This is a genomic window from Isoptericola sp. GX10416, assembly GCF_056590155.1.
In genome coordinates this window covers 415,716-428,166 of the sequence record NZ_JBWPVO010000002.1, presented here as the reverse complement: position 1 = coordinate 428,166, position 12,451 = coordinate 415,716, and the positions used below count along the sequence as shown (strand labels likewise).

Genomic DNA, 12,451 nt, shown 5'->3' with positions numbered 1-12,451 from the left:
TTACCGATGTCGGTAGTTCGTGTCGAGATCGGCAGTGCGCACTGCCGATCTCGACACGAACTACCGACATCGGTAAAACGGGCGTGACGGGCGTGACGGGCGTGACGGGAGTGACGGGCGACAGGGTACGGGCAGCGGGTGCGCCGTGGGTCAGGCGAGCGGCCAGGTGCGCAGGCGGCCGCACATGCCGTAGCGCCGGGGACCGTCGGCCGCGTCGGCGACCGCCACGCGGCCCTCGTCCAGCGTGACCGCCGAGGCGTCGGCCAGCGCTTCGAGGGCGGCGTCCGTCTGACCTGCCGCCTGGCCGACCGACGCCTCCCAGGTCTCCCGCCACCCTGCCGTGCGAGGAGCGACGAGCCGCGCCGCGGCGTCGCGCAGCGGGTCCAGCGCGGCCGGACCGTGCTGCCCGACGGCGTCCCGCAGCGCCGCGTAGCCCGCGAGCGCCAGGTCACGCCGTGCGAGGGCGGCTGCCGCCACGTCGCCGTCGGCCGCTCCGTCCTCCAGGCGGGGCAGCGCCGCGGCCCGCTGGTACCGGTCGGCGTCGGCGACGACGTCGGCGGGGAACGTGATGACCGCGTCCCCGGCCTCCGGCAGCCCGGCGTTCGACATCACCACGAGCACCTCGAGCCCGCCCCCGTTCACCGCGCGGTGCACGACCCCGGGGCCGAACCAGACGATCCGCCCCGGCGCCAGGTCGTGCACGGCGAAGCCGTCCGGGCCCAGCGTCTCCACCCGGCCGCTGCCGGCAAGAGTCACGTAGGCCTCGGTGGACGTGGTGTGCAGGTGCGGCGACCCGCTGCCCTGCGGGGCGTCGGGCGCCGGCCAGTCGTAGACCTGCAGATGGCTGACCGAGGTCCCGCCGGGGAAGACGGGCAGTGCCGTCACGCCCGGCTCGCCGGCTGCTCGGCGGGATCGACGTGCCCGGGCTCGAGCACGTCACCCTCACCGGCGAGCACCTGCCGGCCGAGCGCGGCGAGCTCGACGGCCCGGGCGCCGTCGGACTCGCCGTCGGCGATCACGACGGCGTACGTGAAGCGCAGCGTGGCACCGGCGGGGAAGGGGACCTCCTCGCTGAAGAAGGGCGCGGGGCACACGCACGCGAACGGTTCGGAGCGCACGAACCACTGCGGCGTGCCACCGGGGTTGGTACCGGGGTCGACCATGAGCACGGTGGAGGCCCGTGGACCGCCCTGCTGCTCGTCGGCCCGGACGGCCCCGGGGGCCGCGCCGTCGTGCCGGCCCACGAACCCCAGCCACTCCGCCCGCAGGCCGCGAGCGTCCTCGGCGTCCGCGACCGTGCCGGCACCGTCCTCGCCGGGCAGCAGCACGCGCCCCCCGGTGAACGATCGCGGCCCGCGCCAGAACAGGCCGCCGTAGCCCGCGTTCTCACGGCCGTTGGTCGTCGGGCTGCCGATGTCGAGCGCGCCGTCGGAGACGTTGGTCATCACGGACGTGAACGTGAGCACCCACGCGTCGGGCGTCGACTCCGGCAGGAGGACCTGCACGGTGCGCTCCTCACGGACCACGACGTCGCCCCGGACGGCGCTGCCGTCCGGTCCCGTCGTCGCCGGGGTGCGCCAGGACAGCTCCTCGACGAACCCGCAGGGTCCGACGGCGGTGAACTGCTCGTGCTCCATCGAGCCGTCGTTGTGCAGGTCGACGTAGCCCTGCTCGGCGTGCACGTAGTTCGGGCCGCCCCAGAAGTTCCACGGCCCTACGTGCGGGAGCGACCAGGCGATGCCCTTGTGCCACACGTGGTCCCACGGCCGGTACGCGGAGACCACCGCGCCGTCGCGGGTACGCAACGGGTGCAGGTAGGGTCGCGGGCTCTCGTACGCGACGTCGTCGGGCCGGTACACGTACGTGAAGAGGTCGACGTCGCCGCGCGAGCCCGTCATCGCGCTGCGGTCGCTGTTCAGAGTGACGCTCATGCGGTGGCCTCCTGAGCCGGGACGTCCTTGACCGGGGACCACGGTGCCCCCCTGCCGCCCATGCTGTCGTAGAACGGGTCGCCCGCGGTAATCTGCCCACGGACGACGGGCTCCCCCGTGAACGCGGAACGGTAGATCGCGGCCGCCAGCTCGAGCGTGCCGCGGGCGTCCGCCACCGTGATCGGCGGCGCCTGGCCGCCCACCAGCGCGCGATAGGTGGGCACGAGCTGGGCGAGGTGGCCCGAGCGTCCGCCGTCGACGGGCTCGCCCGCCGCGGCCACGTCGTCGGCCCACGCCTGGACGGAGTCCTCCGAGCCGGGAGCCGCCGTGACGCGCCACGCCGCGTCGTCGTACCCGTAGAGGTGGTCGAGCTCGACGGTGGCGCGCTCCGTGTCGAACCGCAGTGACGAGGTCTCCCGCGGGGACAGCAACGAGTTGGTGATGGTGGCCATCGCACCCGAGGCGAACCGGACCATCGCCATCGACACGTCCTCGGTGTCGACGTCGCGAGCGAGACGGCCGGCCATCGCCCGGACCTCGGTCCACTCGCCCAGGATCGACAGCAGCAGGTCGAACTGGTGGATGCCGTGGCCCATGGTGGGGCCACCGCCCTCGGTGTCGAAACGGCCGCGCCACGGCACCTCGAAGTACGACGGCGGGCGGAACCAGAGGGTGTCGCACCGCGCGACGAGGGGCCGGCCCAGCGCGCCCTCGTCGAGGAGACGGCGCAGGCGCACGGCACCCGCCCCGAAGCGGTGCTGGACGATCTGCGTGAACCGGGCACCGCCCGTCGCGGCGCGCTCGACCTCGGCCAGGGTGTCGATCTCGGCCAGGGAAAGCACCGCCGGCTTCTCCACGACCACGTGCACGCCGGCGGCCAGCGCGGCGCGAGCCTGCTCGAGGTGCAGCGACGGCGGGGTGCACACGTGCAGCACGTCCACCTCGCCCGTGGCGAGGAGCGCCGCCAGGTCCGTGCCGTGGCGGGCGACGCCGTGCCGGGCCGCGAACTCCTCGGCCCGGACCGGGTCGACGTCCACCACCCCCGTGAGCTCGACGCCCTCCAGGCCGTCGTGCTGCGCCAGCGATCGCACTGCGTCGGCATGGGCGTGCGCGATCGCGCCCGCCCCCAGGATGCTCACCCTCATGGGTCCCACTCTTTCAGTCGTGTCGTTCAGGTGACCAGCCAGGACGGGCGCGGGGCGGCCCCACGCCCGTCCTGGCGGATCGGTCGGCTCGGACGGGTCAGGTCACCCGACCGCGCCCGGCACGGGCACCTGCGACCAGTCCGTGTCCGAGGCCAGATAGAACCCCGGGTAGGACGGCTGGTTGTAGGAGGTCTGCTGCCGCGCGACCTCCACCCGGTACTGCGGGTCGTGCATCAGCGTGTACATCTTGAGGTCGGTGACCTCGGTGGAGAGGTGCACCCGCAGCGCCGAGGAGTCCTCGGTGCGCACCAGCACCTCCTCGCGCCAGTCGCCGAGGACGTCCGCCACCAGCGACGGGTTGCCCTTGGTGCCGTTGTTGGTCAGCGTCCCGTCGAGGGTCTCCACCACGGTGCCGTCGCCGGCCACGATCCGCGGGGTCGCGTCACCCGACCCGTCGACGAGCTGCGTGCTGCCGTCGGCCGCCCAGCGCACGGAGGCGTTCGTCCCCGGCGTGGAGTCGGCGAGCTGCTCGCCCGTCGCGCTGAGCGTGCCGGAACCGTCCGAGCCGCCCGGCATCGAGCCCCACACCTCCATGCCCGGCACGTCGGTGTCGACGTCACCGATCATGCACCGGCCGGTGTCCCGGCCGGAGTAGGCGCCGAAGAGCACCTCGCCGGTGGCGGCGTCGCGCATCGCCGTGCCGTACGGCGCCCAGACGCCGCCCTCGTGGCAGGTCCAGATCTCCAGACCGGGACGCGACGGGTCGATGTCCGTGACGTGCATGGCGTCGCCGTGGCCCAGGCCGGCCTGCGCACCCGGGTCCGCCGAGCCCTCGGGGAGCTCGTCGAACGACGAGTACAGCAGCGAGCCGTCGTGGTCGATCGTCGCCGAGCCGTAGACGATCTCCTGCTTGCCGTCGCCGTCGACGTCGGCCGCGGACATCGAGTGGAAGCCCTGCGTCGTGATCGAGCCGAACTCCGGGTCGGTCCCGGGCGTCCCGTGCGGCCCGGCGTTGAACGGGTTCGACATCGGCGTCCAGCCGGAGTCCGCCATCCACCGCTGCGACAGGCGCTTGCCGTCCCAGTCGTACGTGGCGATCGTCGAGCGGGTGTAGTAGCCGCGGGCGAACACGGCCGACGGCGTCTCGCCGTCCAGGTAGGCGACCCCGGCGAGGAACCGGTCGACGCGGTTGCCCGGCTCGATGCGGCTCATCGCGTAGTCGCCCCAGCGCAGCCCGTCGTCGAACCGGGCTGGCTCGTAGTCGACCGTGTCCATCGGGCGCCCGCTGCGGCCGTCGAACACCGTCAGGTACTCGGGGCCGGAGATGACGAACCCCTCGAAGGTGCGCAGGTCGTTACGGCCCGAGCGCTCCGGGGCGTAGACGTCCATGAAGTGGTCGGCCAGCTCGCGCGCGTCCGCGTCCGACAGCGGGTACTCGTACTGCGGCTCGATGCCGAACGCCTCCTCGAGGGTGGCGGGCCACTCGCCGTCCACCACCTCGGGGGTGTCGGCCCAGCCGCGGAACATCTCCACGACGTGCTCGTAGTAGTCGTCCGCGCTGTACCGGTAGTCGTCGGCGTGGGTGACACCGGCGGCCCGGTCGTCCCTCGGGATCTGGACGAGCTTCTCGCGGGCCGGCTCGCCGTGCCGGTACGTGGTGGCCTTGGTGCCCGGCGCCGTCTTGACCATGACCTCGGCCCGGCCGTCCTGGTCGAAGTCGTAGACGGGGAACTGCGTGTAGTGCGCCCCGGCGCGGATGTTCACGCCCAGGTCGATGCGCCACAGCTGCTCACCGTCCAGCGTGTACGCGTCGAGGTACTGGTTGCCGGTGTACCCCTTCTGCGACACGTCCTTGGAGTTCGACGGGTCCCACTTGACGATCACCTCGTACGCGCCGTCACCGGTGAGGTCGGCGACCGACGCGTCGTTGGCGGAGTAGGTGTACTCCTCGCCCACCGGGGTGACGCCGTCGTCCGGCTTGTTCAGCGGGATGTCGAGGTGGTCGCCGGCCAGCGGCACGACGGTCTCGCTCCGCTCGCCCCAGCGCACGTGGCTCTTGCCGTGGCCCTTGCCCTTGCCCTTGCGGCCGTCGCGCAGGGGCGCGACGACGTAGCGCGAGGTGGCCTCGCCGTCGGGGTCGACGTAGTTGGTCGAGTCGGTGACGGTCCCGACCTGGCGCCCGTCGCGGTAGACGGCGAAGCCGGTCCCGGCCATGCCGCTGTCGGTGGCTCCGGTGACCTCGTCGCCGAGGAGCCGCCAGCTCAGGAACACTCCCTCGCTGGTGCTGGCCGCGACCAGGCCGCGGTCCAGGTCCTCCAGGACGATCCCGTCGTCGTGACCGTGCCCCGGTGGGCCGTGATGGCCGCCCGGTGCGGCCGTGGCCGACGACCCCAGGGCCAGGGCCCCGACGGTCGCGGCGGCGACGGCGCAGGCCGTCGTGCGGTTGATCCTCATCGCTCGCATCCTCCTTGCATCGTTGCAATCAGTGCAGTCGCGAGACCCGCCGGGTTCTGGCAGGCCCTCTCCCCACCCCTCGGGGCAGGAAAGTCTCAGTCGTTCGGCAGCGCCCGACGGCGGACCTCGACGCCCACCACGGCCAGCGCCAGCAGCCCGCCCACCACGAGCACGAGCGGCACGAGCATCCAGACCAGGACGCCGGCCATGAGCACGGCGGCCGCCAGCAGGGCAGATCCGGTGAGGTCGTCGGCCGCCCGCTGCGTGGCGACCGACAGCGTGCCGCGCGTCGTCGCGCCCGGGACGGGTTCGCCGTCGTCGTCGGACCAGGCGCCGACGGCGCGGAGCACGACCGCGACCGCCCCGGCCGCGAAGAGCGCGACCACGACGGCGACGACGGTCGCACCCGGGACGACACCCGAGGCCGCGAGCTGCCAGTCACCGATCAGCAGCACGGCGAGGGCCAGGGTGGCCAGCCCGAGCGGCCAGAGCGCACGTGCCGCGGCCCACCACTCGACGGCGAACCGGCGGACGGACGTCTCCCGGCCCGAGACCTCGCGCCGCAGGTGCGCCACGCCGGCGGCCAGCGACGGCACGAGGGTGACCAGGGCGATCGAGCCGACGGCGACCAGGACGCCGGTGATCGCCACCTCGGCGAACAGGTGCAGGCTGCGCAGCATGCCCCCGCCCGGGCCTCGTCCGCGAGGGGGACGAGGCCGGGCACCCGAGGTGTCGTCGCGGCGCGCCATCGTCAGCCCTTGAGCCCCTGCGTGGCGACGCCGTTGATCAGGAACCGCTGGAAGACCACGAAGAACAGCATGACCGGCAGCAGGGCGAGGACGGCCATGGCCATCTGGGCGCCGTAGTCGGACACCGAGGTCTGGTCGACGTACTGACGCAGCGCGATCGGCATCGTGTAGAGGCTCGGGTCCTTGAGGTAGAGCAGCGGGCCGAGGAAGTCGTTCCAGGACCAGATGAACGTGAAGATGCTGGAGGTCACGATCGCGGGGCGCATCAGAGGCAGGATGATCTGCCAGAAGGTGCGCGCGTGCCCGCAGCCGTCGATCCGTGCCGCCTCGTCCAGCGAGCGGGGGATCCCGCGGATGAACTGGACCATCAGGAAGATGAAGAAGGCCTCGGCGGCCAGGAACTTCGGCGCCAGCAGCGGGATGTACGTGTTCACCATCCCGAGATTGTTGAACAGGATGTACTGCGGGATGATCGTCACGTGGAACGGCAGCAGCAGCGTGCCGATCATGATCGCGAACATCACGTTGCGCCCCGGGAAGCTGATGCGTGCGAACGCGTAGGCCGCCACGGTCGAGGACAGCACGGTCCCGACGACGGACAGCGCGGCCAGCAGCAGCGAGTTGCCGAAGAACGTCCAGAAGCTCACGCCACCGATGCCGGACAGTGCCGAGACGTAGTGCTCGATGGTCCAGACGTCGGGCAGCAGCTGGGTGTTGCCGATGATGTCGGAGTTGGGCTTCATGGACGCGAAGACCATCCACGCCGCCGGGTAGAGCACCACGACGGTCGCGATGATGGCCACGGTGTGGAAGATGACCGACTTGACGCGGCGGCGGTTCTTCGCGGCGGCCCGTCGCGCGACGGCCGCCTCGTCGACCGGGGCGGACGGCGCAGGTGCGGTGAGAGTGGTCATCGTTCGTCTCCCGTGTAGTGGACCCAGCCCTTGGAGGTGCGGAACAGGATCGCCGTGATCAGGGCGACCACGATGACCAGCACCCAGGCCATCGCCGAGGCGTAGCCCATCTTGAAGTCCTGGAATCCGCGCAGGTACAGGTACAGGGTGTAGAACATGGTCGAGCCGGCCGGTCCGCCGGTACCGCCGGAGATGATGTAGGCGGAGCTGAACACCTGGAACGCCGCGATGGTCTCGAGCAGCAGGTTGAAGAACAGCACCGGGCTCAGCATCGGCAGGGTGATGTTGAAGAACTTGCGCACCGGGCCCGCGCCGTCGCACTCGGCGGCCTCGTAGAGCTCGCCCGGGATCTGCTTCAGCCCCGCCAGGAAGATCACCATCGGAGCGCCGAAGCCCCACACCCCCAGCAGGATCAGCATGGGCAGGCTCATCGTGGGGTTGCCCACCCAGCCACCCAGCTCGATGCCGAACACCTGCTGGATACGGTCCACGATCCCGTCGTCGGTGAACATCACCTTCCACACGATCGCGATCGAGACGCTCGCACCGATCAACGACGGGGCGTAGAAGATCGACCGGTAGGCGCCCTGGCCGCGGTGCTTCATGTTCAGCAGCATCGCGACCGCCAGGGCCGCAGCCAGCTTGATCGGCGTGCCCAGCAGCACGTACCCCGCCGTGACCTGCGCCGACTGGATGAACCGCGGATCGTTGAACAGGTCCACGAAGTTGTCCAGCCCCACCCACTGCGGGGAGGTGAACAGGTTGTAGTCCGTGAACGCCAGGTACAACGACGCCAGCATCGGGAACGCCGTCAGCCCCACGAAGCCGATGATCCACGGCGACAGGAAGGCGAACCCCGCCCGCGTGTCGGAGCGGCTGTACTTGCGCTGGGGGCCGTTCAGCAGGGGCGTCTCGGCGTCGGTGCGCTGCAGGTGCTGCGCCGGGACGGGCTGTCCCGGGGCGGCGACCACACCCGGATCGGTAGAAGCCATGATGGTGGAACCTCCGGGCGTGCGGCCCCGCGCCCGGAGGCGCGGGGCCGCACGCTGCATAGAGAGCGTCAGGACTGGCCGACGGCGTCGGCGGCGAACATGAACCACTGCTCGACGAACTCGTCGACCGTGATGTTGCCGTAGCCGAGCTCCTCCGCGAGGCGCTTGTACTCGGCCTCGATCGAGCCGAAGCCCTCGACGGGCAGCGGTGCGGCCTCGGTGACGTCGGCGGCCACGGCCTCCTCGTAGGCGAGGACGGTTTCGTCGACCGAGCCCTCCTCGACGTTCATGGCGTCGCGCTGGGCGGCCACGGCCGGCACACCCTTCGAGGTGCCGAAGATCGTACCGACCTCCGGGTCGTTGACCAGGAAGTCGATCAGCTCGGCGGCCTCCTCGGGGTGCTCGGAGTTGGAGCCGGAGGACAGCAGCATCGACGGCTTCCAGAACTGCTGGGGGCCGTTGTCGCCGGAGGGCATCGGCAGCATCTGGATGTTCTCGGTGCCCGAGTCGGAGATGTAGCCGGCCAGGAAGTTGTCCCAGCTCATCTCGGAGGCCGCCTCGTTGACGGTGAAGCCACCGAGCGGGAGGAGCTGCGTGGTGCGCTCCGCCGGGAAGAGGGCGTCGGCGTCACGCAGGTCGGAGGCCAGGTTGAGGAACTCGGTCATCTGCGCCTCGTCGAAGGCGAGCTGGCCGTCGGCGGTGAACGGCTCGGTGCCCTGCTGGATCAGCCACTGCAGGAAGAACCAGAAGGTCCCGGTGTAGTCGCCGGTGCCGTAGATCTGCGGGTCCATGCCTGCGCCCGCCTCGGAGACCTCGGCCGCGAAGGCGTTGTAGTCCTCCCAGGTGTAGCCCTCGGCGGGCGGCTCGATGCCGAGCTCGTCCAGCAGGTCGGCGTTGTAGAACAGGGCCAGCGTGTTCTGCGACGTCGGGATGCCGTACTGGGCTCCCTCGATCTGACCCGAGCTGAGGAGCGCTTCCTCGAAGCCGGCGGTGTCGATGCTGCTGCCGGACAGGTCGGCGAGCTGGCCCGTGCTGCCGTACTGACGCAGATAGGACAGGTCCATCTGGAACACGTCGGGCAGCGACTGGCCCGCGGCCTCGGTGTTGCGGGCGGTCCAGTAGTCGTCCCAGGCCTGGAACTGCGTCTGGACCGTGACGTTCGGGTTCGCCTCCTCGAAGAGGTCGATCGACTCCTCGTACTTCGCGGCACGGTCGTCGTTGCCCCACCAGGCGACGGTCAGCGTGACGTCCCCGCCCTCGCCGTCGGCCGAGTCGGTCGAATCGCCGCCGCTGCACGCGGTCAGGACGAGAGCGACCGTTGCGGTCGCGGCGGCCGCACCTGCGGCCTTGCGCGTGATCCTCATCGGAGCCTCCTTGCTCAGGTGCGCCGACGCCGAGATGCCTCCTGTGGCGCCCCTGTCCCGCCGGCTTGAAACGATACAATACAGGTCTCAGCGCTCGTGTCCAGCCCTTCCTGGAAAGCGCTTTATCACGATCCGGCAACGAGCAGGTCGCGTTGCGGCGCAGGGTCCGGGTCGCGAGCAGGTCAGATGTTAGCGCTCACATAGGAGATCAGCGTAGGCGGTCGGGCCGGTCGGCGACCACCTCGTGCGGCCCTACCTCGGCGGAGCCAGCCCTACCTCGACGGGAGGTGCGCTACCTCGGCGGAGCCAGCCCTACCTCGACGGGAGGTGCGCTACCTCGGCGGCGACGGCGTCCAGCAGCCGCACGTCCAGGCCGGCACCGGCGGGCAGCAGTCCGGGCAGCGCCGTCAGCGCCCGTGCGACGTCCGCAGGGCGCGCGGACTCCACCGAGCCCCGGCCCACCGCCGCGACGACGTCGCGCAGCTCCGCCGCGCGCGGGTCGTCGACGAGCCGGCCGGCCACGGCCTCGCGCCGCACCACCTCGGACCACGCGGCCAGCGCGTAGGCGGCGCCGTGCGGGACCGCGTCCGCGGCCAGACGCTCGGCGATGGTGCCGCCCCAGCGGTAGGGGATCTTCTGCGTGCCGTCCATGGAGACCTGCAGCGTGGTGTGCCCGGTCGCCGGGTTCGCGAACCGCTCCAGCAGGGACTCGCCGTAGGCCTCCAGGTCGGCCCCGGCCGGGGCGACGAGGGTCGGCAACGCGTCGTCGAACAGCAGCCGGCGCGCCCGGGCGCCGATCTCGGGGTCCGTGACGGCTTCAGCCATCGTCGTGTGCCCCGCGAGCCGGCCGGCGTAGGCGAGCAGCGAGTGCGTCCCGTTGAGCAACCGCAGCTTGGCTCGCTCCCAGACGGCGACGTCGTCGGTGAGCGTGGCGCCCGCGTCCTCCCAGGCGGGCCGGGGGCCGGCGAACCTGTCCTCGATGACCCACTGACGGAACGGCTCGCCGACCACCAGGCCCTCGTCGCGCACGCCGAGCCGCCGCTCGACGTCGTCGCGCTGCGCGGTGGTCGTGGCCGGCACGATCCGGTCCACCATCGAGCACGGGAAGGTCACGTGCGCGTCGAGCCACGCCGGCAGACCGGTGTCACCCGGCACGGCGGCGTCCAGGGCGGCGCGGACCAGCCCTTCGAGCACGTGGCCGTTGTCCATCATGTTGTCGCAGGTGAGCACGGTGAGGGGCAGCGCCTCCCCCGCGTCGCAGGCCGCCCGGTAGCGCGCTGCCAGGCCACGTACCAGCAGCCCGACGGCGCTGGTCGCCGCCGGCGCGTCCTCGTCCTGAGCGGGGGTCATCTCCTGCTCGGCGCGTAGGGCGTCGAGATCCGGGCGCACGAGTGCCAGGTCCAGGTTGCCCGCCGCGTCCCGGCAGTAGCCCTTCTCGGTCACGGTCAGCGTGATCAGGTGGGTGGTGGGCGCGGCGATCGTCGCGAGGACGCGGGGCGTCTCCTCGGCGGGCCACGCGACGTCGAGCACCGACCCGACGAGGTCCAGGGTGGACTCCTCGCGCCCCGCGGTGAGCACCGAGTAGACGCCGCCCTGCGGCCGGAGCTGGTCCCGCACGGTGGCGGACCGCTGCGTCACGCCGAGGATGCCCCACCGCAGGTCGCCGCGGGAGCGGGCGGCGAGCTCGGTGAAGACGGCCTGGTGGGCGCGGTGGAACGCACCGATCCCCAGGTGGACGATGCCCACCGACTCGGGGCTCGTCGGCGCCTCGACGTGGGTGGGGGCGGTGGTGCGGTGCAGGCGGTCGTTCACGGGGCTCCTTCGAGATGGTCTGCGCCGGGCGGTCTGGTGGACGACCGCACCACGAGCTCGACGTCGAGCACCGGCACGTCCGGCGTGACGTCGGACGCGGTCGCGGACGCCGTGGCCACGAGGCGGTCGACGGCGGTCCGGCCCAGCCGGCGCAGGTCGACGCGCAGGGTGGTCAGGGGCGGGGTGACGAGGGAGGCGACGTAGGAGTCGTCGCAGCCGACGACGGACAGGTCGCGCGGGACGTCGAGCCCGCGGGTGCGCAGCCGGTCGACGAGCCCGACGGCGACCAGGTCGTTGAACGTGATGACGGCGGTGGCGCCGGAGGCCACGACGAGGTCGGCCGACGCCTGCCCGCCCTCCATCTGCGGGCGGAAGGCACCGAGCTCCACGACCTCGACGTCGTCGTAGCGGTTCGCGGCTTCTGCGAGCCCGGCCCGACGACGGCGGTCGCTCCAGGAGCGTTCGGGTCCGCCGACGTACGCGATGCGGCGGTGGCCGAGGGCGCGCAGGTGCTCGAGGGCACGCCGCATGCCGCCGCGATGGTCGGCCTCGACCGCGGGGACGCCGTCGACGTCGTGGTTGACGAGCACGACCGGGCGTCCGTCGAGGGCCTCGATGGCGCGTGCGGCGGCACGCGGCGAGCACAGCACGACGCCGTCGGTCTGCGGGGCGAGGGCGCGGATCGCCTCCGCCTCGAGGTCCGGGTCCTCGTCGGTGTCCACGATGAAGAGCCCGGTGCCATGTTCGCGGGCACGTTCCTGGGCGCCCTTGGCGACGGCGGCGAAGTAGGGGTTGGCCAGGTCGGGGACCACGAGCCCGTAGGCGCCCGACCGGCCGGCGCGCAGGACGGCGGCCGCCCGGTTGGGCCGGTACCCGAGCTCGCGCACGGCCGACTGCACCCGGTCCCTGGTCGCGTCGGCCACCTTCTCCGGCGTGGCGATCGCCCGCGAGACGGTGGAGATGGACACGCCGGCCAGCCGGGCGACGTCGTGCACCGTGACCATGAGCCTCCTTCGATGCGCTGCGAACGTTTGCAGCGGCCGTTCCGGGCCACCCTAGCGCGTCGCGATCGTGGCGTCGCGATCCTCGA

The 12,451-nt window shown here is 72.0% G+C and carries 10 protein-coding genes; all 10 read right to left on the bottom strand.

The genetic code is table 11. The features are described from left to right. Positions 1-150 precede the first annotated feature (150 nt). The 10 genes from ACWAT2_RS05790 to ACWAT2_RS05745 all read right to left on the bottom strand — a co-directional run bounded on the left by ACWAT2_RS05790 (position 151) and on the right by ACWAT2_RS05745 (position 12,365). Positions 151-885, bottom strand: coding sequence for a cupin domain-containing protein (locus ACWAT2_RS05790; protein WP_402373928.1), 735 nt, complete (start codon positions 883-885; stop codon positions 151-153). Further along, entirely contained in the window at positions 882-1,931 is a 1,050-nt protein-coding gene (locus ACWAT2_RS05785) for a DUF6807 domain-containing protein (protein WP_402373926.1), read from the bottom strand. Before ACWAT2_RS05785 ends, ACWAT2_RS05790 begins: the two co-directional genes overlap by 4 nt. Then, complete coding sequence (locus ACWAT2_RS05780; RefSeq protein WP_402373924.1) at positions 1,928-3,076, bottom strand: Gfo/Idh/MocA family protein; 1,149 nt, start codon at positions 3,074-3,076, stop codon at positions 1,928-1,930. Before ACWAT2_RS05780 ends, ACWAT2_RS05785 begins: the two co-directional genes overlap by 4 nt. Before the next feature lie 102 nt (positions 3,077-3,178). Next, entirely contained in the window at positions 3,179-5,530 is a 2,352-nt protein-coding gene (locus tag ACWAT2_RS05775) for a rhamnogalacturonan lyase (protein ID WP_402373923.1), read from the bottom strand. 95 nt (positions 5,531-5,625) lie between these two features. Continuing rightward, positions 5,626-6,210 (bottom strand): hypothetical protein, encoded by a 585-nt coding sequence (locus ACWAT2_RS05770; RefSeq protein ID WP_402373921.1) that lies wholly within the window; start codon positions 6,208-6,210, stop codon positions 5,626-5,628. 71 nt (positions 6,211-6,281) lie between these two features. Then, the gene (locus ACWAT2_RS05765) at positions 6,282-7,193 is read right to left on the bottom strand and encodes a carbohydrate ABC transporter permease (protein ID WP_402373919.1); all 912 of its coding nucleotides are present in this window, start codon (positions 7,191-7,193) and stop codon (positions 6,282-6,284) included. Continuing rightward, on the bottom strand, positions 7,190-8,185 hold the full coding sequence (locus ACWAT2_RS05760) for a carbohydrate ABC transporter permease (RefSeq protein WP_402373917.1): 996 nt from the start codon (positions 8,183-8,185) through the stop codon (positions 7,190-7,192). Before ACWAT2_RS05760 ends, ACWAT2_RS05765 begins: the two co-directional genes overlap by 4 nt. Before the next feature lie 68 nt (positions 8,186-8,253). After that, positions 8,254-9,549, bottom strand: a complete 1,296-nt coding sequence (locus ACWAT2_RS05755; protein ID WP_402373915.1) for an ABC transporter substrate-binding protein — start codon at positions 9,547-9,549, stop codon at positions 8,254-8,256. Between the two features lie 312 nt (positions 9,550-9,861). Then, on the bottom strand, positions 9,862-11,361 hold the full coding sequence (locus tag ACWAT2_RS05750) for a mannitol dehydrogenase family protein (protein ID WP_402373913.1): 1,500 nt from the start codon (positions 11,359-11,361) through the stop codon (positions 9,862-9,864). Then, on the bottom strand, positions 11,358-12,365 hold the full coding sequence (locus ACWAT2_RS05745; RefSeq protein ID WP_402373911.1) for a LacI family DNA-binding transcriptional regulator: 1,008 nt from the start codon (positions 12,363-12,365) through the stop codon (positions 11,358-11,360). Before ACWAT2_RS05745 ends, ACWAT2_RS05750 begins: the two co-directional genes overlap by 4 nt. Between the last annotated feature and the right edge of the window lie 86 nt (positions 12,366-12,451).

Bases quoted from the DNA above. Each gene is read 5' to 3' on its own strand.
- ACWAT2_RS05785 (WP_402373926.1), bottom strand. From the start codon at position 1,931: ATGAGCGTCACTCTGAACAGCGACCGCAGCGCGATGACGGGCTCGCGC.
- ACWAT2_RS05780 (WP_402373924.1), bottom strand. From the start codon at position 3,076: ATGAGGGTGAGCATCCTGGGGGCGGGCGCGATCGCGCACGCCCATGCC.
- ACWAT2_RS05775 (WP_402373923.1), bottom strand. From the start codon at position 5,530: ATGAGGATCAACCGCACGACGGCCTGCGCCGTCGCCGCCGCGACCGTC.
- ACWAT2_RS05770 (WP_402373921.1), bottom strand. From the start codon at position 6,210: ATGCTGCGCAGCCTGCACCTGTTCGCCGAGGTGGCGATCACCGGCGTC.
- ACWAT2_RS05765 (WP_402373919.1), bottom strand. From the start codon at position 7,193: ATGACCACTCTCACCGCACCTGCGCCGTCCGCCCCGGTCGACGAGGCG.
- ACWAT2_RS05760 (WP_402373917.1), bottom strand. From the start codon at position 8,185: ATGGCTTCTACCGATCCGGGTGTGGTCGCCGCCCCGGGACAGCCCGTC.
- ACWAT2_RS05755 (WP_402373915.1), bottom strand. From the start codon at position 9,549: ATGAGGATCACGCGCAAGGCCGCAGGTGCGGCCGCCGCGACCGCAACG.
- ACWAT2_RS05745 (WP_402373911.1), bottom strand. From the start codon at position 12,365: ATGGTCACGGTGCACGACGTCGCCCGGCTGGCCGGCGTGTCCATCTCC.